Origin of the sequence: Pannonibacter anstelovis (assembly GCF_036881715.1) — a bacterium.
In the GTDB taxonomy this organism is placed as follows: Bacteria; Pseudomonadota; Alphaproteobacteria; order Rhizobiales; family Stappiaceae; genus Pannonibacter; species Pannonibacter anstelovis.
In genome coordinates this window covers 590826-616835 of record NZ_JBAKBF010000001.1, presented here as the reverse complement: position 1 = coordinate 616835, position 26010 = coordinate 590826, and the positions used below count along the sequence as shown (strand labels likewise).

General features: G+C 63.6%; 25 protein-coding genes. 11 read left to right on the top strand and 14 right to left on the bottom strand.

The genetic code is table 11. The annotated features are described in order from the left end of the window. Positions 1-195: 195 nt before the first annotated feature. The 9 genes from V6L75_RS02730 to V6L75_RS02690 all read right to left on the bottom strand — a co-directional run bounded on the left by V6L75_RS02730 (position 196) and on the right by V6L75_RS02690 (position 10681). Positions 196-2271, bottom strand: a complete 2076-nt coding sequence (locus V6L75_RS02730; protein ID WP_334249973.1) for a sensor histidine kinase — start codon at positions 2269-2271, stop codon at positions 196-198. Then, entirely contained in the window at positions 2264-3679 is a 1416-nt protein-coding gene (locus tag V6L75_RS02725) for a sigma-54-dependent transcriptional regulator (protein WP_334249972.1), read from the bottom strand. The genes V6L75_RS02730 and V6L75_RS02725 overlap by 8 nt, the downstream gene beginning before the upstream one ends. A 103-nt stretch (positions 3680-3782) precedes the next feature. After that, positions 3783-4838 carry a YeiH family protein gene (locus tag V6L75_RS02720; protein ID WP_425498651.1) on the bottom strand — a complete coding sequence of 352 codons (1056 nt, stop codon included), beginning with the start codon at positions 4836-4838 and terminating at the stop codon, positions 3783-3785. A 237-nt stretch (positions 4839-5075) separates the two neighbouring features. Continuing rightward, a complete protein-coding gene (locus tag V6L75_RS02715) occupies positions 5076-6134 on the bottom strand; it encodes a TRAP transporter substrate-binding protein (RefSeq protein ID WP_334249970.1) in 1059 nt (352 codons plus the stop codon). 24 nt (positions 6135-6158) lie between these two features. Next, a complete protein-coding gene (locus V6L75_RS02710; protein WP_334249969.1) occupies positions 6159-7448 on the bottom strand; it encodes a TRAP transporter large permease in 1290 nt (429 codons plus the stop codon). After that, positions 7448-8038: a TRAP transporter small permease gene (locus tag V6L75_RS02705; RefSeq protein WP_334249968.1), complete on the bottom strand. Its 591-nt coding sequence runs from the start codon at positions 8036-8038 to the stop codon at positions 7448-7450. Before V6L75_RS02705 ends, V6L75_RS02710 begins: the two co-directional genes overlap by 1 nt. Positions 8039-8100: 62 nt before the next feature. Continuing rightward, the gene (locus V6L75_RS02700; RefSeq protein WP_334249967.1) at positions 8101-8631 is read right to left on the bottom strand and encodes a flavin reductase family protein; all 531 of its coding nucleotides are present in this window, start codon (positions 8629-8631) and stop codon (positions 8101-8103) included. Further along, positions 8631-9524, bottom strand: coding sequence for an aldo/keto reductase (locus V6L75_RS02695; protein ID WP_334249966.1), 894 nt, complete (start codon positions 9522-9524; stop codon positions 8631-8633). The genes V6L75_RS02700 and V6L75_RS02695 overlap by 1 nt, the downstream gene beginning before the upstream one ends. Continuing rightward, positions 9524-10681: an LLM class flavin-dependent oxidoreductase gene (locus tag V6L75_RS02690; RefSeq protein ID WP_334249965.1), complete on the bottom strand. Its 1158-nt coding sequence runs from the start codon at positions 10679-10681 to the stop codon at positions 9524-9526. The genes V6L75_RS02695 and V6L75_RS02690 overlap by 1 nt, the downstream gene beginning before the upstream one ends. A 121-nt stretch (positions 10682-10802) precedes the next feature. Here V6L75_RS02690 and V6L75_RS02685 point away from each other — a divergent pair, with 121 nt between their 5' ends. The 3 genes from V6L75_RS02685 to V6L75_RS02675 all read left to right on the top strand — a co-directional run bounded on the left by V6L75_RS02685 (position 10803) and on the right by V6L75_RS02675 (position 13505). Further along, the gene (locus V6L75_RS02685; protein ID WP_334249964.1) at positions 10803-11507 is read left to right on the top strand and encodes a GntR family transcriptional regulator; all 705 of its coding nucleotides are present in this window, start codon (positions 10803-10805) and stop codon (positions 11505-11507) included. A gap of 11 nt (positions 11508-11518) precedes the next feature. Next, positions 11519-12628 (top strand): Gfo/Idh/MocA family protein, encoded by a 1110-nt coding sequence (locus V6L75_RS02680; protein WP_334249963.1) that lies wholly within the window; start codon positions 11519-11521, stop codon positions 12626-12628. A 442-nt stretch (positions 12629-13070) separates the two neighbouring features. Continuing rightward, positions 13071-13505, top strand: a complete 435-nt coding sequence (locus V6L75_RS02675) for an RbsD/FucU family protein (RefSeq protein ID WP_334249962.1) — start codon at positions 13071-13073, stop codon at positions 13503-13505. A gap of 12 nt (positions 13506-13517) precedes the next feature. On the opposite strand, the gene V6L75_RS02670 is transcribed toward V6L75_RS02675, so the two are convergent. Next, positions 13518-14282: an IclR family transcriptional regulator gene (locus V6L75_RS02670; RefSeq protein WP_334249961.1), complete on the bottom strand. Its 765-nt coding sequence runs from the start codon at positions 14280-14282 to the stop codon at positions 13518-13520. A 181-nt stretch (positions 14283-14463) separates the two neighbouring features. Here V6L75_RS02670 and V6L75_RS02665 point away from each other — a divergent pair, with 181 nt between their 5' ends. The 8 genes from V6L75_RS02665 (at position 14464) to V6L75_RS02630 (ending at position 22687) form a co-directional block, all read left to right on the top strand. Next, positions 14464-15201: an SDR family oxidoreductase gene (locus V6L75_RS02665; RefSeq protein WP_334249960.1), complete on the top strand. Its 738-nt coding sequence runs from the start codon at positions 14464-14466 to the stop codon at positions 15199-15201. 58 nt (positions 15202-15259) lie between these two features. Beyond that, the gene (locus V6L75_RS02660; RefSeq protein WP_334249959.1) at positions 15260-16120 is read left to right on the top strand and encodes an amidohydrolase family protein; all 861 of its coding nucleotides are present in this window, start codon (positions 15260-15262) and stop codon (positions 16118-16120) included. Next, complete coding sequence (locus V6L75_RS02655; RefSeq protein ID WP_334249958.1) at positions 16117-17637, top strand: sugar ABC transporter ATP-binding protein; 1521 nt, start codon at positions 16117-16119, stop codon at positions 17635-17637. The genes V6L75_RS02660 and V6L75_RS02655 overlap by 4 nt, the downstream gene beginning before the upstream one ends. Beyond that, complete coding sequence (locus V6L75_RS02650; RefSeq protein WP_334249957.1) at positions 17634-18641, top strand: ABC transporter permease; 1008 nt, start codon at positions 17634-17636, stop codon at positions 18639-18641. Before V6L75_RS02655 ends, V6L75_RS02650 begins: the two co-directional genes overlap by 4 nt. 65 nt (positions 18642-18706) lie before the next feature. Further along, on the top strand, positions 18707-19651 hold the full coding sequence (locus V6L75_RS02645; RefSeq protein WP_334249956.1) for an ABC transporter substrate-binding protein: 945 nt from the start codon (positions 18707-18709) through the stop codon (positions 19649-19651). A gap of 128 nt (positions 19652-19779) precedes the next feature. Continuing rightward, positions 19780-20634: a fumarylacetoacetate hydrolase family protein gene (locus V6L75_RS02640; protein ID WP_019964714.1), complete on the top strand. Its 855-nt coding sequence runs from the start codon at positions 19780-19782 to the stop codon at positions 20632-20634. Next, positions 20631-21908, top strand: a complete 1278-nt coding sequence (locus tag V6L75_RS02635) for an L-fuconate dehydratase (RefSeq protein WP_334249955.1) — start codon at positions 20631-20633, stop codon at positions 21906-21908. Before V6L75_RS02640 ends, V6L75_RS02635 begins: the two co-directional genes overlap by 4 nt. Continuing rightward, positions 21908-22687 (top strand): L-fucose dehydrogenase, encoded by a 780-nt coding sequence (locus tag V6L75_RS02630; protein WP_334249954.1) that lies wholly within the window; start codon positions 21908-21910, stop codon positions 22685-22687. The genes V6L75_RS02635 and V6L75_RS02630 overlap by 1 nt, the downstream gene beginning before the upstream one ends. Positions 22688-22876: 189 nt before the next feature. Here the strand turns inward: V6L75_RS02630 and aat are convergent, their stop codons facing one another. From aat to aroQ, 4 genes are all read right to left on the bottom strand, one after another. Then, on the bottom strand, positions 22877-23575 hold the full coding sequence (gene aat / locus V6L75_RS02625; RefSeq protein WP_334249953.1) for a leucyl/phenylalanyl-tRNA--protein transferase: 699 nt from the start codon (positions 23573-23575) through the stop codon (positions 22877-22879). A gap of 90 nt (positions 23576-23665) precedes the next feature. Further along, positions 23666-25012: an acetyl-CoA carboxylase biotin carboxylase subunit gene (gene accC, locus V6L75_RS02620; RefSeq protein WP_334249952.1), complete on the bottom strand. Its 1347-nt coding sequence runs from the start codon at positions 25010-25012 to the stop codon at positions 23666-23668. A gap of 11 nt (positions 25013-25023) precedes the next feature. Further along, positions 25024-25494: an acetyl-CoA carboxylase biotin carboxyl carrier protein gene (accB, locus tag V6L75_RS02615; protein ID WP_334249951.1), complete on the bottom strand. Its 471-nt coding sequence runs from the start codon at positions 25492-25494 to the stop codon at positions 25024-25026. A 23-nt stretch (positions 25495-25517) separates the two neighbouring features. After that, positions 25518-25961 carry a type II 3-dehydroquinate dehydratase gene (gene aroQ / locus V6L75_RS02610; RefSeq protein WP_019964708.1) on the bottom strand — a complete coding sequence of 148 codons (444 nt, stop codon included), beginning with the start codon at positions 25959-25961 and terminating at the stop codon, positions 25518-25520. Positions 25962-26010 lie beyond the last annotated feature (49 nt).

Genomic DNA, 26010 nt, shown 5'->3' with positions numbered 1-26010 from the left:
ACTATCTGAAATAATATGATTAATTCGACTGAGTGATGCTGGGGAGCGATCCCTCAGAATGTGCCGGTACGGGGGGCGCGCACCTTGCTCTCCAGTCCCTGCCGCAGCGTCTACCTCCAGCTTCCGCCCGTCGTGCCGGACAACTTGGGAGGCTCAGGGACAGCTTGTCCGGACAGAGGGTCTTGGGGGCGCGCCTCACACCGCCTCCGGCAAGAAGATCATGAAGGTCGTGCCTTCGCCGGGGGTGCTTTGGACGGTGATGCGGCCGTTCTGGCGTTCGACGAGTTTCTGGCAGATGGACAGGCCAAGGCCGGAGCCGGTGGCGCTGGAGCCGGAACTGGAATTGCTGCCGGGGGCAGTGCCGGGAGCGGGGCGGGTGGTGAAGAAGGGTTCGAAGATGCGGGCCTGCACTTCGGCGCTCATGCCAGTGCCGGTGTCTGCCACCGTGAAGCGCACGCCGGAATGGCCGGATTCTTCCGCGTCCTCGCAGGCCAGCCGCAACCGTCCGCCATCGGGCATGGCGTGGACGGCATTGACGATGAGATTGATCAGGACTTGCTGAAGCTCGGTGCGGTTGATGAGAACCTGCCGGGTGGAGAAGGGCTCCAGCGTGACGCTGACATCGGCCTTTTTCAGAAGATGCTGCACCAGCGGCAGGCAGCCTTCGAGGGCTTCGGCAGGATCTGTGCGTTCGGTCCAGCCGGCAAATTCCTCCGGCCGTGCAAACTGAAGCAAGCGGGTGACGATGAGGTGGATGCGGTGGACCTGCTCGTCCAGCAGGCGGAACTCGGTCGCAGCTTCGACCGCACGGTCGCCCATCACCTGCCGCAGCACGTCGAGATTGCCCTGGATGACGGCGACCGGATTGTTAATCTCATGGGCGACACCTGCGGTGATTTCGCCGATGGCAGCGAGCTTTTCCGAAACGATGAGCTGGCGGGTGGCGGCTTCCAGCTGCAGGTTGGATTGTTCCAGCTCGCGGGTGCGCTCGGCGACGCGGGCGTTGAGCTGTTCGTTCCACTGGCGCAGGGCGGCATCCCGCTCCTGAACGAGATCCAGCAGGTGATCGAGCAGATGGGCGACGCGGGTGATTTCGTCCTGACCGGCCCCGCCGCCCTGCGGCTGGGGGGCGTGGGTGCGGGCGCCCATGTCGCCTGCCTCGACACGGGAAATGGTGCCGGCCATCTTCTCCAGCGGGCGGAAGATCGCCCGTGCCCAGCGCAGGAAGATGGGCACGGTGATGGTGCCGATGGCCAGAAGCGCAAGGACGACCAGCAGCACCGTCTGCTGCCGGGCCTGGGTGAAGGGCGTTTCCAGAAAGCCGACATAGAGCATGCCGGCGCGCTGGCCCTCGCTGTCGAGGATCGGCTCATAGGCGGAGACGTACCAGTCGTTGACGACGAAGGCGCTGGCCCGCCAGGTGATGCCGTCATCCAGCACGGTCTTGCGCACGGCATCCGACACCCGCGTGCCCAGCGCGCGCTTGCCCTCGAACAGGCGCACATTGGTGCTGATGCGCACGTCATCGAGAAACAGCGTCGCCGTGCCCTCACTGCCCTCCGGCAGGCTGCCCTGCCGGTAAACGAGATCATTGATCGTGTCGATGAAGACGAGGTTCTGGTTGAGGAGCAGGCCGCCGGTGAGCGCGGCCTTGCGGCCATCGGCAAGCGTGACCGGGGTGGCAGCCAGAATGACCATGCCCCGGTCTTCGGTCTTGCGCGGGCTGGGGGCGGCGTTGGCGGTGGGCACGATGTCGAGCCTGGCACGCGCCGCAAGCTCCGGCGACAACCGTTCAAGATCAGGGCCGGAGAGAATGGTGATGCCAGTGCGGGCGGTGCCTTCCAGCGCGCTGGCGATGACCGGGGAGGATTGCTCCGGCAGCCGCAGGTCCGGGCTGCTGGCGGCAATCAGCGCGCCTGAGGTATCGGTGAGATAGAGATAGTCGAGGCCGAGGGTGGTCTTTTCCTGCGCCAGCAGATCCGCCAGTGCCGGGCCGGAGGCGGCGCTTTGGAAGCGGGCGGACTGGGCGATGGCGGTCAGCCGCTCGCCGTTGGTTTCCATCAGCCTTGCGAGATACTGCCGTGCGATTGTGAGATCGGCGCTCACCTTGTTGATCAAGACCTCGCTGAACTTGGCATTCCAGCGCAGCATGATGCCGCCGGCCACCAGCGGCACGATGACCAGCATGGGCAGAAGCGCAATCGCCAGCAGGCGGAAGCGGACGGAGCGGGACGGGCGGACGCGCTCCAGAGGCGCGGCAGGGTCAGACATTCCAGTCCCTGAGCCGCCGGTCGATGGTCTTGCGGGAGATGCCGAGAAGGTTCGCGGCTGCATCCCTGTCGCCGCCGCAGCGCTCCAGCGTGCCCAGAATGTGGCTGCGCTCCATATCGGCCAGTGTCAGCGTGCCATCGGCCTGCGGTGCCGCATTGGCGTGCCCGCCGGTAACGGGCGTTTGCGCGGTGCGCAGGAAGTCCGGCGGAAAGCGGCCAAGGATCAGGCTGCGCTCGATGAAGTTGCGCAGCTCGCGCACATTGCCCGGCCAGTCATAGGCGGCAATCGCCCGGCGCACCTCTTCGGTGAGCGGCAGCGGCGGGGTGCCGAGCTGCTGCGACAGCTTCTGCATGAACAGGTCCGCCAGATCGAGCCCATCACGCCCGCGCTCCTTCAGCGGCGGCATGTGCAGGCTGACGATGTTGATGCGGAAGAAGAGATCCGCCCGGAAACGCCCCTCAGCCACTGCCTTTTCCAGATCCACATTGGTGGCAAAGACGAAGCGCAGATCGACGGGCAGCTCGCGCTCGGCGCCGACAGGGCGCACCTTGCGGTCTTCCAGCACGCGCAGCAGCTTGCCTTGGGTCTGAAGAGGCAGGTCGCCGATCTCGTCCAGAAACAGCGTGCCGCCGCGGGCATGCAGGAACAGCCCCTCACGCCCGTTCTGCGCGCCGGTGAAGGCGCCCTTCACATGGCCGAAAAGCTCGCTCTCCACCATGTCGGACGGCATGGCCGCACAGTTGACCGGCACGAAGGGCTTGGCCGCCCGGTCGGACAGCTCATGGATCATGCGCGCTGCCACCTCCTTGCCGGTGCCGGACTGGCCGGTCAGCAGCACGGAGGAGGGGAGCGGCGCAACGCGGGCGATGGTGGCGCGAATGTCTTCGATGGCGGGGGAGGCGCCGATCAGCTTGTCGCGCAGGAGGATAAGGTCAGAGCTTGCCTTCAGCTCATGGCGCAGCACCGTGTTCTCCCGCTGCAACTGCATCCGGTCGAGGCAGCGGGCCACGGCATTGAGGATCTGGTTGGAGCGGAAGGGCTTCAGCACGAAATCCGCCGCGCCCGCCTGCAGCGCCTGAATGGCCGTCTCAAGGTCGGCATAGGCGGTGATCAGGATGGCGGCGGGCAGAAATCCGGTGTCGCGCTGCTCGGCCAGCCAGTCAACGCCGCGCTTCCCGCCCATGATATTGTCGAGGATGACGATATCGAAATGGGCTGCATCCAGCAGTCCTGTGGCTTCTTCGACGCTGGCGGCCAGATCCAGATGGCGGCAGCGCGGGCGCAGAGTCCGGTCGAGGAAGTTGCGCATGCCCGGCTCGTCATCGATGACGAGGATCGAGGCTTCGCCCAGCGCCTGATCAAAGCCTGTCTTCGGCGCAGCGCTGGCCAGTGCCGTGCTGGTGTTCATTCTCCCCTCCCATGCTGCCTGCTTTCGGTGTCTTGTCTGCACCTTGCGAGCGGCAGACGGTGACCCTCGCAAAACTGGCGGGCAAGGGCAAGTGTGGAGAGCCTTAATGCAGCCGGTCGAGTGGCAGGAACTCTACGCAGATCAGGATGAAGCCTGCGAGGAAGACGGTTTCGGCGACCAGCAGCGCAATGGCGCGGCGGCCGACGCTCATGATGTTGGGCAGGGAGGTTTTGACGCCGACTGCGCCGATGGCCGCCAGCAGCGCCCAGCGGGAGGCGGCATTGGCGCCTTCTGCGACGAAGGCCGGGATTTCGATGAGGGAATTGAGAATGGCCAGCGCCAGAAAGCCGAGGACGAACAGCGGCACCAGCGGCGGGCGCTTGGCATCGGAGGGCACGGAGCGGCGGAAGGCGAGGGCGATCAGCAGCACCACGGGCGCCAGCATGGTGACGCGGATCAGCTTCACCAGCACGGCCATGTCGCCGGTTGTCTCGGAGACGGAGAAGCCTGCGCCCACGACTTGCGCCACATCGTGGATCGTTGCGCCGAGGAAGACGCCGGTGACTTCATCGCTCATGCCCAGAGCTGACGCCAGAATGGGATAGCCGATCATGGCGAGTGTGGACATCATCGTGACGCCGAAGACGGCAAACACCATGTCCCGCTCGGCTTCGTGGGCCGATTTGCGTGGCAGCACTGCGGCGATGGCCATGGCGGCAGACGCTCCGCAGATGGCGACCGCGCCGCCCGTGAGCAGTCCGAAGCGGCTTTCCTGCCCGAAGAGGCGCGAGACGGCCATACCGAAGCCGATGGTCAGGGCAACGGCAGCGGCCAGTACCAGCAGCATCGGCAGCCCGAGATCGGCAAACATGCCGAGGCTGATCCTGAGGCCGAGCAGCGTGATCCCGGCGCGCAGGAGGCTTTTTGCTGCAAACTCCAGCCCCGGCAGCATGCGCGGATCATCGGAGAGGAAATGCAGCGCGAGGCCGATCAGGATCGCCAGCAGCATGGCCGGCGCGCCGTAATGCTCCGACAGGAAGGCGGAGGCGAGCGCGATCAGCACGGCGATGGAAAGGCCTGGGAAACGCAGGCGCATGCGCGCTGCAAGCGAAGTCTCTCCGTCTTTTACGGAAGGAAAGGCCTGATCTGGAGTGGCCATGGCGTGAACCTTCAGGATTTGGCGCAAAAGAGACGCACCGGATTGGCCGGTGCCTGTCTTGAGAGCCGTTGTTTAATTCGGGCCGTTTTTTTTGAGTGCAGATGAAGGGATCTCTGCTCCGGGGACTGCCGCGGCTGTTGTGGCGGGATCGTCTCTGCGCTTTGGCTTCTGCGGCCATAGCTGAATTGCTGCCCCGGGAAGCAGGACGGAGCGGGCTCCGTCCTGCTGGATTATATATCAGTCAGCCGTTTCGGCGGCACGCTCCGCGTTGACGATTTCTTCGGCTTCGGCAACGGCGGTGGTGAACATGGTGAAGACTTCTTCGCCGCCTGTCACGTTGGTCTTGAACCAGTCGAACACCGGGGCAACAGCCTCCTTGAAGGCGGCCTTTTCCTCGGCCGTCGGCACGTAGATTTCGCCGCCAGCCTTCAGGAAGTCCTGATAGGCGGCGATTTCCTTGCGCTTCGGGCTGGCGAAGGTGGCCTGCTGCAGAGCAGCGAAGCCATCAGCCACCACCTTGCGCTGTTCCGGCGTCAGCGACAGGAAGCGCTGGTTCGACATCCACCAGAAGGCGCCCATGTAGGAGTGGCCATCCAGGGTGATGTACTTCACGCCCGCATCGGTGAACTTCATGTTCATGATGTCGGTGATGCCATTGGCCGTGCCTTCGACAACGCCGGTCTGCAGGGCGGTGAAGAGTTCCGGCCACGGAACGGGCGTGGGAGAAGCGCCGACGGCGGTTGCCACCTGCTGCGGCAGGTCGGCCGGCACGGTGCGCATCTTCAGGCCCTTGAGATCTGCAGGGGTCTTCACCGTGCCCTTGGTGTTGGCGTAGTTGCGCCAGCCACCGGTGTTGCCGATGGTCATCAGACGAATGGCGTTGCCGCTGTCGGCCAGTGCCTTGGCGCGCAGTTCGCGGGTGAAGGGGCCGGTCAGCACGGCTTCGGCCACCCGGTCGTCGCTCATGAGATATGGCAGGTCCAGCACCTGGATATAGGGGAAGAGGCCCGCCGCACCGCCGGAGGTGGAGATGTAGATGTCGATGTTGCCGTCGGCGACGCCCTGAAGGCATTCCTCGCCTGTGGCGCAGAGCTGGGTGCCGATGAACAGCTCTACGGCAATGGCGCCGTTCGAGGCATTCTCGACGTAGTTCTTGAAGACGACGAGGCCGTCATAGTCCTCGTCATTCTCGTTGGAATTGGCAGTGGCGCGCAGGGTGATGTCTGCGGCCTGTGCCATGGTGGCCATGGACAGCGTGCTGGCCAGCAGCACGGTTTTCAGAAGTGCCTTGAGCATTCCAGTTCCTCCCTTTCACTCAAGTCAGTTCACGAACCCCAGAAGGCGGGGTACGGTGAGGCAGATTGCGGGGAAGTAGGTGATCAGGAAGATCACGGCCACTTCCGCCGCCAGGAACGGCAGCGTTGCCCGTGCGATGGTCTCCACCCTCAAGCCCGAGACGGACGAGGTGACGAAGAGCACAAGGCCCATGGGCGGGGTGAGCAGGCCAACGGTCAGGTTCACCGCCATGATGATGGCAAAATGGATCGGGTCCACGCCCATGGAGGTGAAGATCGGACCAAGGATGGGGCCCAGGATGATGATGGCGGGACCTGCATCCAGGAACATCCCGACGATGAACAGCAGGATATTGATCAGGAACAGCAGCACCAGCGGATTGTTGCTGAGGCCGAGGATGATCTCTGCCAGCAGTTCCGGCGTGTGGGCAAGGCTGGCGACGGTCTTGAAGGCCATGGCCGCGCCCACCAGCAGCAGCACCACGGCGGAGGTCATGCCGGCGCGCATCAGCACGTCGGGGATCTCGCGTACCTTCAGCGTGCGCATGACGAAAAGGCCGATGAAGAAGGCGTAGCCCGCAGCAATGGCCGAGGCCTCCGTTGGTGTGAAGACACCGCCCAGGATGCCGCCGAGAATGATCACCGGCGTCAGCAGCGGCCAGAAGGCCGAGAGGCTGGCTTTCCCTCTATCTCTCCAAGAGGCGCGGGCGGTGGCGGCAGGCAGGTTCTCCTTGTCGGCGACCAGCCAGACGATGACCATCAGACTGAGGCCAATGAGAATGCCCGGCACGATGCCCGCAAGGAACAGGGCTGCAACGCTCTGGTTCATCACATAGGCATAGATGATCATGATGCCGGAAGGCGGAATGATCGGGCCGATGATGGAGGAGGCGGCGGTCACGGCGGCGGCAAAGCGCCGGGTGTAGCCCTGCTTCTCCATGGCCGGGATCAGCATGGAACCCAGCGCCGAGACATCTGCAACCGCCGAACCGGAGAGCCCGGAAAAGAGCATGGATGACATGATGTTCACATGCGCCAGGCCACCGCGCAGATGGCCGATCATGGCCTGTGCAAATTCCACGAGGCGCATGGTGATGCCGGCCCGGTTCATCAGCTCGCCCGCGAGCATGAAGAAGGGAATGGCCATCAGCGGGAAGCTGTCCATGCCGTTGTAGACATTGCGGTAGAGCAGGGCGATTTCGCGTTCCTGGCCATTGGCCCAGAGCAGGGCGGCGGGCGCCATGATGAGGCCGAAGACCACGGGCAGGCCGAGGAACAGCAGCAGGAGGAAGAGCGGCAGGAAAAGACTGAGCATCACTCCGCTCCCAAAGACTGAGTTTCAGTGATCGGTGCCAGCTGGCGTTCACCGCCCATCAGGGTGATGAGGCTGCGCAGGATCAGCTCGATGCAGACGCTGAACATGGCCGTGCAGCCAACCGCGAGCGATGCCATCATCCAGGCGCGCGGGACCTTCATCCAGGCGGAGAAGTCCAGCGACACAGGCACGGCAATGGCCGACATGGCAAAACGGCCGCCAATACCAGTGACTTCCTTCCAGCCCAGCCGTGTGGCGTAGAACAGGAGGCCGGCAATCAGGAAGAGCAGCACGAGATTGAGCACTGCGGCCGCGAGACGCGGCAGCAGGATCACCAGCATGTCGATGCCGACAAAGCCGCCCCGGCGGAAAGCCGTGGGCACCATAAGGCCAGTCATCCAGAGCATGAGAAAGCGAGAGGCTTCCTCCGTCCAGGCCGGTGCATCGTTGAGCGCGTAACGGAAAAACACCTGGATCAGGATGATGATGACCATCAGCCCGACGCAGCCCGCCCCGATCCATCGGCCTGCGGCCAGCGCCGCGCCGTTGACAAGGCCCAGGTATCTGGCGGTTGCCAGAATGAAACCCATCATTTTCCTCCCACCAGCCGCGGTCTCCCGGCGCGGCTGCCACACCATAATGGCCTGGTATCTCAGGTCATTCTGGCAAACCGTCCGAAAGCGCCCTGCGAGAAGCAAAGCGGTGCGCCATCGCGCTGTGCTACGCGTAGCACCCGTCCGATGACAATGGAATGGTCCCCCCCATCGTGAACGGCGTGCAGGGCGCATTCGAAGCGGGCGAGGGTGCCGGGGATGACCGGTGCACCTTCCGCATTCAGTTCCCATGCCAGCCCGTCGAAGGCAGAGCCGCCCCGGGTGAAGCAGGCGCTGAGCCCGTCCTGTTCCTCGCCCAGCACATGGATGGCGAAATGCGCGGCGGTGGTAAAGCCGCCGTGCTTGGATGAGCTTTTCGCCGGCGACCAGAGCACCAGCGGCGGGTCAAGCGACAGCGAGGTGAAGCTGTTGGCGGTCATGCCCATGGGGCCCTGACCGCCCATGGCTGTCACCACGGTGACGCCAGTGGCAAAGGTGCCCAGCGCAGTGCGGAACTCACGCGATGTTTCCGTGCCCGGCACGAACAGCCGCTCATCCCGTCCGGAGAGGTGCCCGTTTGCTGCCATCATCACGGAACGTCCTTGCCAATGGCGAGAGTGTAGAGTTCGAACCAGGTCTGACGGTCCATTTCCACCTTGGCTGCATCGCCGATCTTGCCGATCCGCTCGATGTTGTTGGTGCCCATCACCGGGATGATCCGTGCCGGATGACGCAGCAGCCATGCTACCGCAACGGCGGTGGCATCGACGCCCTGCGCCTCACCGACCCGCTCCAGCGCTGTAAGAAGCTGGCGGTTGTCCTCGCCGAACAGCGAGCCGCCGCCCAGCGGTGACCAGGCCATGGGGGCGATTGCGCGTTCCTGCAGATAGGCCAGGTCGCCGTTGATGAAGCATTCGGTTGCCACAAGGCTGATCTCGATCTGGTTGGTGACGAGCTTGCTGCTCATCGCCGATTGCAGCAGCGAGAAATCCCAGGGGCGGAAATTGGAAACGCCAACGCTGCGCACTTTGCCCGACGCGACGAGGCCATCCAGCGCCTTGCCGGTTTCCTCGTGATCGATCAGCGGGTCGGGACGGTGGATCAGCAGAAGGTCGATCCGGTCCGTGCCCATGTCGCGCAAGGAGGCTTCGACGGAAGCCGTGATGTGGCCTCCGGTGGTGTCGTAATACTTCACGCGGCGGTCCGCATAGCGGCCAACCGGCGCGACAATGCCGCACTTGGTGACGAGTTCCACCTTATCGCGCAGCTGCGGAGATGCCTTCAGCGCGCCGCCCAGGATCGCCTCTGCGGTGTAGCCGCCATAAATGTCGGCCTGATCAAGCGTGGTGATGCCCTGCGCCAGACAGCTTTCGATCTTGGCCTGGACATGGGCCGGGCTGGTGTTGCTGTCGTCGCCGATGCGCCACATGCCGTAGACGATGCGGCTGAAGCTCAGGTCTTTGGTGAGATCAATGCGGTTCATCAGCGGCGTTCTCCCACGCCCAGCGGAGTGGCGGGCGTTTCGCTTGGCACACGGCCATATTCATGGGGCAGGGAACAGGTCTTGAGTTCGGGCAGGACCTTGGTTCCGAAGTGACCGGCTTCCTCCAGATGCGGATAGCCGGAGAAGATGAAGGCGCGGATGCCCATCTTCCGGTAGGATTCAATCTCCGACAAGACCTGATCGGTTGAGCCGACGAGCGCCGCACCGCAGCCGGAGCGGGCCCGGCCAATGCCGGTCCACAGATGCGGCTCGATATAGCCGAACTGGTCGGCCAGCTCCCGCGCGCGGGCCTGATGGGCAACGCCCAGCGAGATCGAGTCATGCGCACGGTCACGGATCAGTTTTCCGTATTCGTCATCGAGTTTCGAGACCAGATGCTCGGCGTATTCGCGTGCTTCGGCTTCCGTGTCGCGGACGATCATGTGGACGCGCAGGCCATAGTCGAGCGTGCGGCCATGGGCGGCGGCGCGCGCATGTACGGCCTTCATCCGCTCTGCCAGCTGCTCCTTCGTCTCGGGCCACATCAGATAGACGTCGCACTGCGCGCCGCACAGCTCCAGCGCATCCGGCGAGTAGCCGCCGAAATAGAGCAGGGGGCCACCGTTCTGCTGATAGGGGCGCGCCGGTTCCGTCGAAACGCCCTTGAACTGATAGACCTCGCCCTCATGGTCGATGGTCTCGCGCGTCCAGGCCTGGCGCAGGATTTGAACCACCTCATGACTGCGGCGGTAGCGGAAGGCGCTGTCAGCCACTTCGCCGGGGAAGTCCGAGCTGATGACGTTGAGCGTCAGGCGGCCCTTCAGCATGTGATCGAGCGTTGCGACCGTGCGCGCCAGCATGATGGGCTGCATCTCACCGCAGCGGATGGCCGCCAGCATGTTGATGCGCTCCGTGATGGGCGCGCAGCCGGCTACGAAGCTCAGCGTGTCCTGTCCCACCTGATAGGACGAAGGGCACAGGATGTTGCGGAAGCCAAGGCTTTCCGCCTTCTGCACGATGGAGGAGCAGTGCTCCCAGCTGGAGCGAAGGCTGCCGTCCGGTACGCCGAGATAGGCGTAATCGTCGGAGCACAGGGCCGCAAACCAGGACACTTCGGATGCGTCGAGATCGGCGGAGGTCACGGGAACAACGGTCATCATACTCCCCTTTTGAGCCGCAGTTTCCACTTGCGTAACACCTGCATTGATGTAAATCAATAGTGTATCAATTTTCTTGTGACCCCACGCCTTGAGCACCTCATCCCATGGCCGGAACGCGATGACACAGAGCAAGGGCAGCCTGCCGATCTACATGCAGATCGCCGAATTGCTGGTGCGCGACATTGCCGCCGGACGGCTGATCGACGGCATGCGCCTGCCGCCGGAGCGGGACATGGCGGCGGAGATGGGCATTGCCGTTGGAACTCTGCGCAAAGCCTTGGCGGAGCTGCAGAATCGCGGGCTTCTGGAGCGAGTTCATGGCTCTGGAAACTATATCCGCGCGGTCAGTGACCCAAAGAGCCTCTATGCCATGTTCCGGCTGGAACTGGTCCAGGGTGGCGGGTTGCCCACGGCTCAGGTTTTGTCCGTGGACCGGCTGGCAAAGCCGGATTACCTGCCGCCTTTCGGGCAGGGCAGCGAAGGCCACCGCATCCGCCGCCTGCGCCGTCTCTCGGGGCAGATTGCGGCTGTCGAGGAGATCTGGCTCGACGGCTCCTATGTGCAGCAGGTGACGGCTGAGGAGCTGTCGGAGTCGCTCTATCTCTTCTACCGCACCCGGCTCGGCCTGTGGATCGTCAAGGCCGAGGATCAGGTGGGGCTGGATCATGTGCCGGACTGGGCGCCTGCCAATTTCGGCCACGCGCCAGGGGCGCCGGTGCCGCACATCCTTCGCATCAGTCATGGACAGGACGGGCAGCGGGCGGAGGTTTCCCGCACCTGGTTCGATCATAACGTGGCGCGCTACGTGGCGCGTCTGAAATAGGGGGAAATACCTTGAGCCTGACGTATGGAATCATCGGCTGCGGCATGATGGGGCAGGAGCATCTGCGCAACATTGCCCTGCTGGAGGGGGCGTCCGTTGCAGCAATCTACGAGCCCGATGCAGACATGCGTGCCCGCGCCGCCGCAGCCGTGCCGGGCGCCCGGATGGTGGACTCGGTGGCCGATCTTCTGGAGGTGGCGGAGATCAACTGCCTGCTGATCGCCAGCCCCAACTTCCTGCATCTGACCCAGCTTGAAGAGATTGCGTCTGTCCGGCCGCTGCCGGTGATTGTGGAAAAGCCGCTGTTCACCGCCCCGGAAGATGCCTCGCGCCTTGCCGCCCTGCGCGCTGCCTATCCCGCGCCCATCTGGGTGGCGATGGAATACCGCTACATGCCCCCGGTCGCAAAGATGATCGAGGAAGCGGACAAGGTGACGGGCGGCATCCGCATGCTGACAATCCGTGAGCACCGCTTTCCGTTCCTCGAAAAGGTGGGCGACTGGAACCGCTTCAACCGCAACACCGGCGGCACGCTGGTGGAAAAGTGCTGCCACTTCTTCGATCTCATGCGGCACATCCTCAAGTCTGATCCGGTTCGGGTGATGGCGTCCGGCGGGCAGGCGGTCAACCATCTGGACGAGGTCTATTCGGGCGAGCGTTCTGACATCTGGGACCATGCCTATGTGATTGTGGATTTTGCCTCCGGTGCCCGCGCCATGCTGGAGCTTTGCATGTTTGCGGAAGGCTCGCGCTATCAGGAGGAGATTTCCGCTGTCGGGCCGAAGGGCAAGATCGAATGCCTTGTTCCCGGGCCTGGCCGCTTCTGGCCGGAGCATCTGGGCGAGCCGCCAGTGCCGCAGGTCATCGTCTCCCCGCGCCAGCCGCAGGGGCCCGTGGTGCTGGAAGTCCCGGTCGATCCGCAGCTGCTGGATGCGGGCGATCACAACGGTTCCACCTTCTACCAGCACCAGCGCTTCCAGAAGGCCGTCACCGCCGGTGCGCCGGTGGAAGTGGCTCTGAATGATGGCTGGTGGGCCGTCGCGATGGGCCTTGCCGCCCAGCAATCCGCCATGACCGGCAAGGCCGTGGACATTGCAAGCCTGGCCTACACGCCGGGGTGAGCGGGTTGCGGTGGTTTGTTTCTGGAATGCAGAGACGATACTGCGCTGCCCGGTATGAAGACACACACGCACCGCGCCGTCCCCGCCTTGTGCGGGGACCCGTAAGGGACGCAGGGTCTTGCGGTTTTCCCGGTGGTCGCCCCGGTCTTCGCACCGGGGCCTACTCGTTCGCAGAGCTGTAAGGCTAATGCACAGTGGCGAGACATGCCGTCCAGAATTAGCCGCGCCGCTCCGGACAGTAATTTGTCTCTCTGCAAGTGAGTGGCCCCGGATCTGCGCTGCGCTTCGCCCGGGGTGACGGCTTTGAGTGGGGCAGCGTTCTGCCCCATCGGCGTGATCCAATCCGCTCCCCCGTTGACCTCATCCCTCAGCCCGCTAATCTGCCGCCCGCCCGCGCAGCTGTTCAGAGATTCCAATTCTGCGGGCAGGGAGGATTTCCGTCATGCTCAAGGGCATTCATCCGCTCATCAGCCCGGAACTGCTGATGGTTCTGGCCGCCATGGGGCATGGGGACGAGATTGCCATCGTCGATGCCAATTTTCCGGCCGAATCGACGGCCCGCCACACGGTGCATGGGGTGCCGCTGCGCATGGATTGCCCGGCAGTGACGGCGGTTGAGGCCATTCTCACCCTGCTGCCGGTGGATACATTCGACGGCGATCCGGTCTTCACCATGCAGGTGGTGGGTGACGCAGCTGCCATTCCGCCGGTCGTTGCAGAAGCAAAACCTCTTTTCGACGCGGAAAAGGCGTCCATGGCCTCGCTGGAGCGCTACGATTTTTACGCCCGTGCCAAGGAGTGCTACGCCGTGGTGCTCACCACCGAACTGCGTGCCTATGGCAACTTCATCATCCGCAAGGGCGTGATCTTCGGGTGAGGTGAAGCCGGGTCAGGCGAGGGAGAGTTCACCCGCCAGACCCTTCAGCCGGTCCAGAACCTCGCTGATGCTGGCGCAAGGATCGCTGGCGGGGCGGCCGAGGTAGGGGCAGGTGAGGACGGCGATGGCGTCGCCGTCCGGGGCCAGCACTGGCACGGAAATATCCTGTACGCCCAGAAGCTGCCCGCTTTCGGCAATGCGGTAGCCAGCGGCCCGCACCCGTTCGAGCTCCTCTTCCACTTCATGCAGGCGTGCGGTCTGGGCGCTGCTGCCCCAGGTGGCCAGTGTTTCGGCACGCCGCTCCGGATTCTGGAAGGCCAGCAGGACGACGCCTGAGCCGGTTTCCAGAAGATCAAGCCTTGCGCCGGTGCGCACCCGGAATTCCCAGCTGTCCATCGGGCTTGCCTGCGCCACGACAACAGCAGCAGCACGTTCCGGCACGGCGAGGTGGCAGGACTGGCGGCTGTCGCGGGCAAAGACATCCAGCTTCGGCGTTGCCTGTGCCACAAGGCGGCGCACCGGCGGGTGCCGGTTGGCCAGCACGAACAGCTTCATCGACAGGGCGTAGCGGTCGCCGCCAAAGGAGCGCACCACATAGTCCCGCGCCACCAGCCGCTCCAGCATGCGGTAGATTTCCGAGGGGCTGCGGCCCATGGCCTTGACGATTTCCGCCCGCGTCATGCCGGCAGACTGTTCCGACAGCAATTCAAGAATGTCGAGTCCCTTGTCCAAGGCGGGAGCTCGGTAGCGCTCGGAGCCGCTCTCAACGTCGCTCATGCTTTTCCTCCCGGTCCCCTCAAAGATTTCACGCGAGGGTGTTTTGTTCTGTTGATCTGTAGTGTTGCATATCAGTTCATTTGTGAATAGGGTATTCGTATATGAACAGTTGCCATCAAGAGCGGCTGGAGGAGGAAAGGCCGGTGGCCCTGGGGTGGAGCCGGTATCCGGGAGGACTGCGATGCGCCTTGCAGGCAAGACTATTCTCGTGACGGCAGCAGGTCAGGGTATGGGCCGTGCTTCGGCTCTGGCATTGGCGGCAGAGGGTGCACGTGTGATCGCCACAGACCGTGAGCCTTCGCTGCTGACCGGCCTCACTGGCCTTGAGACATTGAAGCTGGATGTGACGGACCGGACCGCCATTGATGCGCTGGCGCGGGACGTTGGCCCGTTGGATGGCCTGTTCAACTGCGCGGGCATGGTGCACAATGGCGCGGTGCTCGACATCACTGACGAGGACTGGGAGCAGGCACTGGCGGTCAATATAACCTCCATGATGCGCATGATCCGGGCTTTCCTGCCGGGGATGCTGGAACGGGCCGGCAAGACCGGCTCTGCATCCATTCTCAACATGGCTTCGATGGCTTCGTCCATCAAGGGATTTGTCAACCGCACCGCCTATGGCACCACCAAGGCGGCGGTGATCGGCCTGACCAAGGCTGTTGCGGCCGATTATGTGAAGCAGGGCATCCGCTGCAACGCCCTGTGCCCCGGCACGGTTGACACGCCCTCGCTGCGCGGCCGCATCGCCTCTGCTGCTGATCCGGTGCAGGCGGAGAAGGACTTCATCGCCCGCCAGCCCATGGGACGCCTTGCAACGGTGGACGATATCACGCCGCTGGTGCTCTATCTTCTGAGCGACGAAAGCCGGTTCATGACGGGTCAGGCCGTTCTGGTGGACGGCGGCGTCACGATCTGAGCCTGGCGGGCCTGTTCCTAAGGCCCGCTCCCATCACACGCGGACGGGAGGCCGCCGGATGGAACGAATTGATGCTCACTGCCATTTCTGGCGCCCTTCGCGCGGAGACTATGGCTGGCTGGAGGAGGGCGGTCCCGCTCTTGATCTGCTGCGCCGTGATTTCCTCCCCGCTGATCTTGCCGTCCTGAATGGAAACCGCCGCGTCGTGGTGGTGCAGGCTGCGCCCTCCGAGGCGGAAACCCTGTTCCTCCTGGACCTTGCGAAGGACGCAACGCAGATCGCCGGTGTGGTCGGCTGGGTGGATCTGACCGATCCACTGGCGGAAGACCGGCTGGAGCGCATGGCTGCGGACAAGCGCCTCAAGGGCATCCGTCCGATGCTCCAGGATATTGCTGACCCGGACTGGATTCTCACCGAGCCCGAGGCTTCGGTGATCGAGGCGATGGTGCGCCTTGGCCTGCGCTTCGATGCGCTGGTGAAGGAACCGCAGCTTGCCGCCATCACCCGTTTCGCGTCTGCTCATCCTGATCTTCCGCTGGTCATTGATCACGCTGCCAAGCCGGCAGTGGCGGAAGGCCTGAGCGCCCACTGGAAGCACCACATGAAGGCGCTGGCGGCGGATACGCGCATTGTCTGCAAGCTGTCCGGCCTTCTCACCGAAATCCGCCCGTCCTGTCCTCAGGATGTTGAGGCTGCGGTGGCCCTGTTGCAGCCGGTGATGGATCATCTCCTGCACTGGTTTGGACCGCAGCGGCTGATGTGGGGATCGGACTGGCCGGTGCTGACGCTGGCCGGCACGCACGGCTTCTGGGAAGAGGTGACGGAGCGGCTCATCAGCGGGCTGTCCTGTGACGAGCGCGCAGCTTTGCTCGGTGGCACCGCCATCCGCTTCTACGGGCTCGGGGAGGGGCACGCATGAAGATCCTCGTGGAAATGCACCGCATCGACAAGCGCTTTCCCGGCGTCCATGCGCTCAAGGGCGTGAGCTTCGACCTTCAGGAGGGCGAAGTTCATGCACTGATGGGGGAGAATGGCGCAGGCAAATCGACCCTCATGAAGATCCTCTCCGGCGTCTATCAGCCGGACTCGGGCCGTATTCTGGTGGAGGGCCGGGAAGTGATCCTGCCCACCCCCCGCGCGGCGCAGGATCAAGGCATCGGCATCATCCATCAGGAGCTTGCCCTGATGAAGGATCTGACGGTCGCGCAGAACATCTTCATCGGCCGCGAGCCGCGCCTGTCCTTTGGCCGCGTCGATGATGCGAAGATGATCCGCGATGCCGAAGCGCTGTTCCGCACGCTCAACATCAGCATTGATCCGCGCCGCAAGGTGGAGGGCCTGTCCATCGCCCGCCAGCAGATGGTGGAGATCGCAAAGGCCCTGTCGGCACGCTCACGCGTGCTGATCATGGACGAGCCCACGGCGGCGCTCACCGACGGCGAGATCAACGAGCTCTTTGCGATGATTGCACGGCTGAAGGCCGATGGTGTGGGCATCGTCTACATCAGCCACAAGATGGACGAGATCCGCCGCATTTCCGACCGGGTGACCGTGATGCGCGACGGCGAATATGTCGGCACGGTGGGCGCAAAGGAAACGCCCATCTCGCAGATCATCTCCATGATGGTCGGCCGCACGCTGACGGATGAAACTGTCTCGATCCCCGATCTGACCGGCGCAGAAGTTGCCCTCGAAGTGAAGGGCCTGAACCGGGGCCGCGAAATCCGCGATGTCAGCTTCTCGCTGAAGAAGGGCGAGGTGCTGGGCTTTGCCGGTCTCATGGGAGCCGGGCGCACGGAAGTTGCCCGTGCCATATTTGGTGCAGATCCGCGTGATAGCGGCGAGATCACTGTGCATGGCCGCAAGGTGGAGATCCGCTCCCCGGTGGACGCGGTGCGGGCCGGGATCGGCTATCTGTCGGAGGACCGCAAGCATTTCGGCCTCGCCCTGGGCATGGACGTGGCTGACAACGTGGCGCTGGCCAGCATGCACCGCTTCACAGGTGGTGCGGGACAATTGAACGATGAAGCCATGCGCGAGACGGCGCGGGATTTCATCAAGAGCCTTGGCATCCGCACCCCTTCCGAACGCCAGGAAGTGCGGCTTCTGTCCGGCGGCAACCAGCAGAAGGTCGTCATTGCCAAATGGCTGTTGCGCAACTGCGATATTCTCATCTTCGATGAGCCTACGCGCGGCATCGACATTGGCGCCAAGTCGGAGATCTACAAGCTGCTGGCAGACCTTGCTGCGGAGGGCAAGGCCATCATTGTCATCAGTTCGGAACTGCCGGAAATCCTGCGTGTGTCGCACCGCATCGCGGTCATGTGCGAAGGCCGGCTGACCGGCACGCTGCCCGGAGGGGCAGGCACCACCCAGGAAGACATCATGCATCTTGCCACTGCCCGGCAAGCCATGCGTCAGGAGGAACCCGCGTGACCGCACAAGACAAGTCCAAGGCCGCAACGGGTGCAAGCTTCGTGCAGCAATCTGCATCCGCCCAGCAGAAGCTTCTGGCTTTTGCCAGTCTGATCATCCTTGTCATCGGCTTCAGCCTTGCCTCACCGAATTTCTTTCAGGTGAGCAACATCATGGCCATCCTGCAGGCAACGTCCGTCAACGGTGTGCTGGCCGTGGCGGCAACGGTTATCATCCTGACGGGCGGCATCGACCTGTCCATCGGCACCTTGATGACCTTCTGTGCCGTCGTCGCCGGCGTGGTGCTGACATGGGCCGGCATGCCGCTGCCGCTGGGCATTCTGGCGGCGATCGGCACGGGCGCGCTCTGCGGCCTCGCCTCGGGCACCTTCGTGGCGCAGATGAAGATCCCGCCTTTCATCGCCACCCTGGGCATGATGCTGATGCTCAAGGGCTTGTCGCTGATCATCACGGGTGCCCGCCCGATCTATTTCAATGACACGCCGGGCTACACTGATATTTCGCAGGGCTCGCTCATCGGCATGGTCTTTCCGGCGCTGCCTATCCCCAATGGTGTGCTTGTGCTTTTTGTTGTGGCGGGGGGTATGGCCTGGGTGCTGTCGCGCACGGTGCTGGGCCGTTACACCTATGCGCTCGGCTCCAACGAGGAAGCGGTACGCCTGTCCGGCGTCAACACCCGCGCCTGGAAAATGGCTGTTTATGCGCTCGCAGGCGGCATCTGTGGCATCGCCGGCATCCTCATTTCCGCGCGTCTCAACTCGGCGCAGCCGGCCCTTGGCCTTGGCTACGAGCTGGACGCCATCGCCGCCGTCGTCATTGGCGGCACATCGCTGGCAGGCGGCAGGGGCACGGTGCTTGGCACGCTCATCGGCGCGCTGATCATGGCCGTGCTCACCAACGGCCTGCGCATTCTTTCGGTCGCGCCCGAGTGGCAGACCGTTGTGACCGGCGGGATCATCATCCTTGCCGTCTATGCCGATCAACTGCGGAGGGAGCGCAGCTGAGGTCAGGAAAGAAGAGGGCGCAAATGCCCCTGTATCTTTGAAACCTTGAAAGTGGAGGAATGGAAATGATTACACGCCGCATGCTGCTGGGCACGCTCAGTGCCGCCGTCCTCGTTGCCTCGGCTTCCATGCCGATGGCACAGGAGAAGATGTATATCCCGATGATCTCCAAGGGCTTCCAGCATCAGTTCTGGCAGGCCGTGAAGGCAGGCGCCGACAAGGCCGCCGCCGAGTTCAACGTGGAAGTGACCTTCGAAGGCCCGGACAACGAGACCATGGTCGACCGGCAGATCGACATGCTGTCTGCTGCCCTTGCCAAGAAGCCATCCGCCATCGGCTTTGCCGCGCTGGACAGCCAGGCTGCCATTCCGCTGCTGCGTCAGGCGGAAGCTGCCAAGATCCCGGTCATCGCCTTTGACAGCGGCGTGGACAGCTCCATTCCGCTTTCGACGGCTGCGACCGACAACAAGGCCGCTGCTGCCCTTGCCGCCGAGAAGATGGCCGAGCTGATCGGCGATGAAGGCGACGTGGCGCTGGTGGTGCATGACCAGACCAGCCGCACCGGCATCGACCGCCGCGACGGTTTCGTCGAGTGGATGGCCATGAACAAGCCGAAGATCCAGGTCGTTGCCATCGAATACGGCGGTGGCGACCAGCTCAAGTCCACCGAGATCACCAAGGCCATTCTGCAGGCGAACCCGAACCTGAAGGGCATTTTCGGTGCCAATGAAGGTTCGGCCATCGGTGTCGTCAATGGCGCACGCGAGATGGGCCGTCAGGTGGTCATCATCGGTTATGACTCGGGCGCTGCCCAGAAGCAGGCGGTCCGCGACGGCCTGATGGCCGGTGCCATCACCCAGAACCCTGTCGGCATCGGCTATGAAACCGTCAAGGCCGCTGTTGCCGCTGCCAAGGGTGAACCGGTGGTGCCGAACATCGACACCGGCTTCTACTACTACGACAAGTCGAACATCGACGCGCCGGAAATTGCTGCCGTTCTTTACGACTGATTTCAAGGCGCTGAGGTGCTTGTGCAGGCTCTGATGAGGCAAGTTCATCAGAACCTGAACCGAGACTCAGCTTTGACATCCGGGGCCGGGCAGACTGCCCGGTCCCTTTCATACCCACGGAGACTGACATGAAGTTGCTGCGTTATGGCCCGAATGGCCAGGAAAAGCCGGGCCTTCTCGACAAGGACGGCAAGGTGCGTGATCTGTCCGGCGTCATTGATGACGTTGCCGGCAGCCACCTGACGCCGGAAGGCCTTGCGCGCCTTGCCGCGATCGATCCGGCTTCGCTGCCGGTGGTGCCGGGCACCCCGCAGCAGGACCTGCGCCTTGGCGCCTGCGTTGGCCGCGTCGGCAAGTTCATCTGCATCGGTCTCAACTACGCCGACCATGCCGCCGAAACGGGCGCCGACATCCCGAAAGAGCCGGTGGTCTTCAACAAGTGGACTTCGGCCATCTCCGGCCCGGATGACGCCATCGAAATCCCGCGCGGCTCGCAGAAGACCGACTGGGAAGTCGAACTCGGTATCGTCATCGGCAAGGGCGGCAAGTACATCGAGGAAAAGGACGCGCTCGACCATGTGGCCGGCTATTGCGTCGTCAACGATGTGTCCGAACGCGAGTTCCAGATCGAGCGTGGCGGCACCTGGGACAAGGGCAAGGGCTGCGACACCTTTGGTCCTATCGGTCCCTGGCTGGTGACCCGCGACGAAATCGCCGATACGGGCAACCTGCACATGTGGCTGGAGGTCGATGGCAAGCGCTATCAGGACGGCTCCACCGCAACGATGATCTTCGGCGTCGCCCATATCGTGTCCTACCTCAGCCGCTTCATGTCGCTGCAGCCGGGTGATGTCATTTCCACCGGCACGCCTCCGGGCGTTGGCCTCGGCCAGAAGCCGCCGGTGTTCCTCAAGGGCGGCGAGACCATCCGCCTCGGCATCGCGGGCCTCGGCGAGCAGACCCAGAAAGTGGTGCGGGCATGACCAGGATCACCGGTCTGCGCACGGCGGACCTGCGTTTCCCCACGAGCCAGCATCTCGATGGCTCTGATGCGATGAACCCGGATCCGGACTACTCGGCAGCCTATGTGGTGCTGGAGACCGATGGCCCCCACGAGGGCCACGGTCTGACCTTCACCATCGGGCGCGGCAACGAGATCTGCGTTGCCGCCATCGAGGCACTGCGTCCGCTGGTCGTGGGGCTCGATATGGCCTGGGTTGCCGAAGACATGGGCCGCTTCTGGCGGCACATCACCTCTGACAGCCAGCTGCGCTGGATCGGCCCTGACAAGGGCGCGATCCATCTGGCAACCGGTGCGGTCGTCAACGCGGTCTGGGACCTGTGGGCCAAGATCGAGGGCAAGCCGGTCTGGGCGCTCGTCGCTGACATGAGCCCGGAAGAGCTGGTCCGCTGCATCGACTTCCGCTACCTCACGGATTGCATCACGCCGGAATGGGCACTTGAGTTCCTGACGAAACAGGCGGAAGGCAAGGCGGAGCGGCGGGCCAAGCTCGAAGCCACCGGTTATCCCTGCTACACCACCTCGGCCGGCTGGCTAGGCTATGACGACGACAAGCTGCGGCGCCTGTGCCGTGAGGCGGTCGATGCCGGCTTCCGTCACATCAAGATGAAGGTGGGCCGCGATCTGGCCGACGACATCCGCAGGCTGACGATTGCCCGCGAAACGGTTGGCCCGGACATCAACCTGATGATCGATGCCAATCAGGTGTGGGAGGTCGATCAGGCGATTGACTGGGTGAAGCAGCTTGCCTTTGCCCGTCCGTGGTTCATCGAGGAGCCGACCAGCCCGGACGACATCGAAGGCCACCGCAAGATCCGCGAAGCCGTCGCTCCCATTCAGGTGGCCACGGGCGAGATGTGCCAGAACCGCATCATCTTCAAACAGTTGATCATGCGCGGCGCCATCGACGTGGTGCAGATCGATAGCTGCCGCCTTGGCGGCGTCAACGAGATCCTCGCCGTGATGCTGATGGCGGCCAGGCACGGCCTCAAGGTCTGCCCGCATGCGGGCGGCGTCGGGCTCTGCGAATATGTGCAGCACCTGTCGATGATCGACTATCTGTGCATCGCAGGCACCTATGAGGGCCGGGTGATCGAATATGTGGATCACCTGCACGAGCACTTCGTCGAGCCCTGCCTCATCCGTGATGCAGCCTATATGCCGCCGCAGATGCCGGGCTTCTCCATCGAGATGAAACCGGCCTCCATCGCTGCCTACCGGTTCGGAGCAAACTGATGGATCTGGGGCTCAAGGACAAGGTCATCATCGTCACGGGCGGGGCTTCGGGCATCGGGGCTGCTGTCACCGAAATTCTCGCCGAGGAGGGGGCCATTCCGGTCATCGCCACACGGCGGGAACCGGAGGCAGCTTTCATGGCGCGGATCACAGCCCTGTCGCCTCAGGCCTCCTTCATTCAGGCGGAACTGTCGCGCGATGAGGATTGCGCGGCGGTGATTTCCACTTGCCGGGCGCGCTATGGCCGCATCGACGGGCTGGTCAACAATGCCGGCGCCAATGACAGCGTCGGCCTTGATGCCGGGCCGGAAGCCTTCCGTGCTTCGCTCGACCGCAATCTGGTGCATTACTACACGCTGATGCACCACGCTTTGGCTGACCTGAAGGCCTCGAAAGGGGCCGTGGTCAATGTCTCGTCCAAGACGGCGGTAACGGGGCAGGGGAACACCTCGGCCTATGTGGCCGCCAAGGCGGCGCAGCTGGGGCTGACGCGGGAATGGGCGGCGGAGCTTGCCAAGGACGGGGTGCGGGTCAATGCCGTGCTGCCGGCCGAGGTGATGACACCGCTTTATGAGAACTGGCTGAAGTCCTTCCCGGACCCGGAGGAGAGGCTTGCGGAGATCGAGGGCCGCATTCCCTTCGGCGCCCGTATGACGACCCCGCGGGAGCTGGCGGACACGGTGGTCTTCCTCCTGTCGTCCCGCTCGTCCCACACGACGGGCCAATGGGTCTTCCCCGACGGCGGCTACACTCACCTCGACCGCGCCTTGCGCGGCTGAAGGGGACAGGAGCGTTGAAAGAAAGAAGCCGGGAACTGGGGTGCAGTTTCCGGCTTTTTCGTTTCGTGAAACTGCGGAAGCGTTGTTGAGCTGATTATTTTTTACGAAAAAATCCAATTTCGTCATGGCATGACGAAGGTGGATAATACTTCGCAATCTTTGCGCCGCAGCGCCCGCAAACCGGATGGCTTACGCCTTCTGCGTCTCTGACCCTCCTGGCCCTTCCAGCACGGCCAGCGCCATTTCGCCGGTGGCATCGGGGGGGAGGGTGAAGTAGCTGGCGTCACAACGCATGGCGTCTTCGAGCAGCAGGCTGTAATCGGCCTTGGGCACTTCGATGGTGCCGAAGCGTTCCAGATGGCTGGTGGTGAACTGGGTATCGAGCAGGCGGTAACCGCCGGCAATCAGCCGGGCCACCAGATGGGTGAGGCACACTTTGGAGGCGTCGCGCTCACGGGCGAACATGCTTTCGCCGAAGAAGGCGCCCCCGATGCTGACCCCGTAGAGCCCGCCCACCAGCTTGCCCTCGCGCCAGGCTTCCACCGTGTGACAGTGGCCAAGCTCGAAGAGTTCGCCATAGAGGCGGCGTATTTCCGCGTTGATCCAGGTGTTGTCCCGGCCAGGTGCGGGTTCTGCGCAACCGCTGATAACGCCGTCAAAGTCGCTGTCCACGCGGATTTCGAAATGGTCCGAGCGCACGGTGCGGGCAAGGCGGCGGGGCAGGTGGAAGCCGTCGAGGGGCAGGATGCCGCGTTGCTCTGGCTCGATCCAGAACAGATGCGGGTCGTCCGCTGATTCCGACATGGGGAAGATGCCGCAGGCATAGGCCTTCAGCAGAAGCTGCGGCGTGATTTCCAGAACGGCGTCGTCGTTGTTCTTGCGTGCCATCCCGAGGCCTGTACCGTCCGGTCTTGCGCCGGATCTGATCAGATGCAGTCTCCGCCCGGCCATGCGGGCGGAGACGCCTTGTCCCGTATCTTACTGCTCTTTCGCAGCCAGATACTTCTCCAGCCAGTGAATGTCATACTGGCCGTTGGCAATGTCCTGATTGTCCACCAGATCGCGGAACAGCGGAATGGTGGACTGGATGCCATCGACGACGAATTCGTCAAGGCAGCGGCGCAGGCGCATCATGCATTCCACGCGGTTGCGGCCATGGACGATGAGCTTGCCGATGAGGCTGTCGTAGTGCGGCGGGATCTTGTAGCCCTGATAGACACCGGAATCGACGCGCACACCAAGGCCGCCGGGCGGGTGATAGTAGGTGATCGTGCCGGGCGAGGGCGCGAAGGTGCGCGGGTTTTCCGCGTTGATGCGGCACTCGATGGCATGGCCCTCGAACAGCACGTCTTCCTGCTTGAGGCTGAGCGTGCCACCCGCTGCAATGCGGATCTGCTCGTTGACGAGGTCGAAGCCGGTGATCATTTCCGTCACCGGATGCTCCACCTGCAGGCGGGTGTTCATTTCGATGAAATAGAACTGGCCGTCTTCATAAAGGAACTCGACCGTGCCGACGCCGCGGTACTTCAGCTTGCGCATGGCATCGGCAACGATCTCGCCGATCTCCGCGCGCTGGCTGGCGTTGAGCGCCGGGGAGGGAGCCTCTTCCAGCACCTTCTGGTGACGGCGCTGCAAGGAGCAGTCGCGCTCGCCCAGATGGATGGCGTTGCCCTGACCGTCACCCAGAACCTGGATTTCGATGTGGCGCGGCTTGGCGAGATACTTCTCCATATAGAGAGCATCATCACCGAAGGCGGCCTTGGCTTCGGAACGGGCCGTGGAGAGGGCGTTGTCGAGGTCGGCCTCGGTCATCGCCACTTTCATGCCGCGGCCGCCGCCGCCGGCCGCTGCCTTGACGAGCACCGGATAGCCGATCTCACGGGCAATGGCGTGGGCATCATCCTTCGGCGTCACGGCACCGTCAGAGCCCGGCACCACCGGAATGCCGAGGCGCTTGGCGGTCTGCTTGGCCTCGATCTTGTCACCCATGATGCGGATGTGATCCGACGTCGGGCCGATGAAGGTGATGTTGTGCGCCTCGAGAATTTCCGCAAAGCGGGCGTTCTCGGACAGGAAGCCGTAGCCCGGATGCACTGCATCGGCGCCGGTGATTTCACAGGCAGCCATGAGGGCCGGGATGTTGAGGTAGCTGTCACGGGCCGGAGCCGGGCCGATACAGACGCTTTCATCAGCAAGGCGCACGTGCATGGCATCCGCGTCGGCGGTGGAATGCACCGCCACTGTGGAAATGCCCAGCTCCTTGCAGGCCCGCAGCACCCGGAGGGCAATTTCGCCGCGGTTTGCGATCAGGATCTTGGTGAACATGGGGCCGCCCCTTATTCGATGATGAAGAGCGGTTCGCCGTATTCCACCGGCTGCGCGTCGGTGACCAGCACCTGCTTCAGCACGCCGCTGCGCGGAGCGGGGATCTGGTTCATGGTCTTCATGGCTTCGACGATCAGAACCGTCTGGCCTTCCTTCACCGCAGCGCCAACTTCCACAAAGGCGCGGGCGCCCGGCTCTGGCGAGAGGTAGGCGGTGCCGACCATCGGGGAAGGCACCATGCCCGGATGCTTGGCAGGCTCTGCCGGGGCTGCGGCAGGGGCCGCAGCAGCTGCTGCGGCCGGGGCGGCGGCCGGGGCCGGAGCATAGTGAGAGGCAACGGAAGCCTGGATCGTCAGCTCGCGGGCAACGCGGATGCGGAAATCCTTCTGCTCCAGCTCGATCTCGGACAGGTTGGTCTCGTCGAGCAGGAGCGCCAGCTCACGGATCAGGTTTTTGTCGAAACCGTTGTTTTCTTTGGTCATCTCAAAGTGCTTTCTGTAGTCGTTCAGGCGCCGAGCTTGTGGGCCAGGGCCTCGATCGCCAGGTCATAGCCCTTGGCGCCGAAGCCGCAGATCACGCCGGCCGCAACCGGTGAGACATAGGAGTGGTGGCGGAAGGCCTCACGTGCATGGACGTTGGACAGATGGACTTCCACCGTAGGGAGCGCCACGGCACGGATCGCGTCGTGAATGGCGACGGATGTGTGCGTGTAGGCGGCAGGATTGATGATGATCCCCACAGCGCCGGTGTCGGCAGCCTCGTGAATCCAGTCCACCAGCGTCCCTTCGCTGTTGGTCTGGCGGAAGACGATGTCGTAGCCGAGCCGCGCGGCAGTTGCGCGGGCCTGGGCCTCGATATCGGCGAGGGTCGTACGGCCGTAGGTCTCCGGCTCGCGCTTGCCGAGCCGGTTGAGATTGGGGCCGTTCAAAATGAAAAAGGTGGCGGGCATTCCTTCTCCGTCGCCGCGATTTCCGCATCCTTATAGGGATTTGCGTGCG

Coding starts and splice junctions, on each gene's coding strand:
- accC (WP_334249952.1), bottom strand. CDS start 25,012: ATGTTCACCAAGATCCTGATCGCAAACCGCGGCGAAATTGCCCTCCGG.
- accB (WP_334249951.1), bottom strand. CDS start 25,494: ATGACCAAAGAAAACAACGGTTTCGACAAAAACCTGATCCGTGAGCTG.
- V6L75_RS02730 (WP_334249973.1), bottom strand. CDS start 2,271: ATGTCTGACCCTGCCGCGCCTCTGGAGCGCGTCCGCCCGTCCCGCTCC.
- V6L75_RS02670 (WP_334249961.1), bottom strand. CDS start 14,282: ATGAGCGACGTTGAGAGCGGCTCCGAGCGCTACCGAGCTCCCGCCTTG.
- V6L75_RS02700 (WP_334249967.1), bottom strand. CDS start 8,631: ATGATGGCAGCAAACGGGCACCTCTCCGGACGGGATGAGCGGCTGTTC.
- V6L75_RS02685 (WP_334249964.1), top strand. CDS start 10,803: ATGACACAGAGCAAGGGCAGCCTGCCGATCTACATGCAGATCGCCGAA.
- V6L75_RS02705 (WP_334249968.1), bottom strand. CDS start 8,038: ATGGGTTTCATTCTGGCAACCGCCAGATACCTGGGCCTTGTCAACGGC.
- V6L75_RS02715 (WP_334249970.1), bottom strand. CDS start 6,134: ATGCTCAAGGCACTTCTGAAAACCGTGCTGCTGGCCAGCACGCTGTCC.
- V6L75_RS02635 (WP_334249955.1), top strand. CDS start 20,631: ATGACCAGGATCACCGGTCTGCGCACGGCGGACCTGCGTTTCCCCACG.
- V6L75_RS02720 (WP_425498651.1), bottom strand. CDS start 4,838: ATGGCCACTCCAGATCAGGCCTTTCCTTCCGTAAAAGACGGAGAGACT.
- V6L75_RS02640 (WP_019964714.1), top strand. CDS start 19,780: ATGAAGTTGCTGCGTTATGGCCCGAATGGCCAGGAAAAGCCGGGCCTT.
- aroQ (WP_019964708.1), bottom strand. CDS start 25,961: ATGCCCGCCACCTTTTTCATTTTGAACGGCCCCAATCTCAACCGGCTC.
- V6L75_RS02725 (WP_334249972.1), bottom strand. CDS start 3,679: ATGAACACCAGCACGGCACTGGCCAGCGCTGCGCCGAAGACAGGCTTT.
- V6L75_RS02710 (WP_334249969.1), bottom strand. CDS start 7,448: ATGCTCAGTCTTTTCCTGCCGCTCTTCCTCCTGCTGCTGTTCCTCGGC.
- V6L75_RS02665 (WP_334249960.1), top strand. CDS start 14,464: ATGCGCCTTGCAGGCAAGACTATTCTCGTGACGGCAGCAGGTCAGGGT.
- V6L75_RS02630 (WP_334249954.1), top strand. CDS start 21,908: ATGGATCTGGGGCTCAAGGACAAGGTCATCATCGTCACGGGCGGGGCT.
- aat (WP_334249953.1), bottom strand. CDS start 23,575: ATGGCACGCAAGAACAACGACGACGCCGTTCTGGAAATCACGCCGCAG.
- V6L75_RS02675 (WP_334249962.1), top strand. CDS start 13,071: ATGCTCAAGGGCATTCATCCGCTCATCAGCCCGGAACTGCTGATGGTT.
- V6L75_RS02645 (WP_334249956.1), top strand. CDS start 18,707: ATGATTACACGCCGCATGCTGCTGGGCACGCTCAGTGCCGCCGTCCTC.
- V6L75_RS02660 (WP_334249959.1), top strand. CDS start 15,260: ATGGAACGAATTGATGCTCACTGCCATTTCTGGCGCCCTTCGCGCGGA.
- V6L75_RS02690 (WP_334249965.1), bottom strand. CDS start 10,681: ATGACCGTTGTTCCCGTGACCTCCGCCGATCTCGACGCATCCGAAGTG.
- V6L75_RS02655 (WP_334249958.1), top strand. CDS start 16,117: ATGAAGATCCTCGTGGAAATGCACCGCATCGACAAGCGCTTTCCCGGC.
- V6L75_RS02695 (WP_334249966.1), bottom strand. CDS start 9,524: ATGAACCGCATTGATCTCACCAAAGACCTGAGCTTCAGCCGCATCGTC.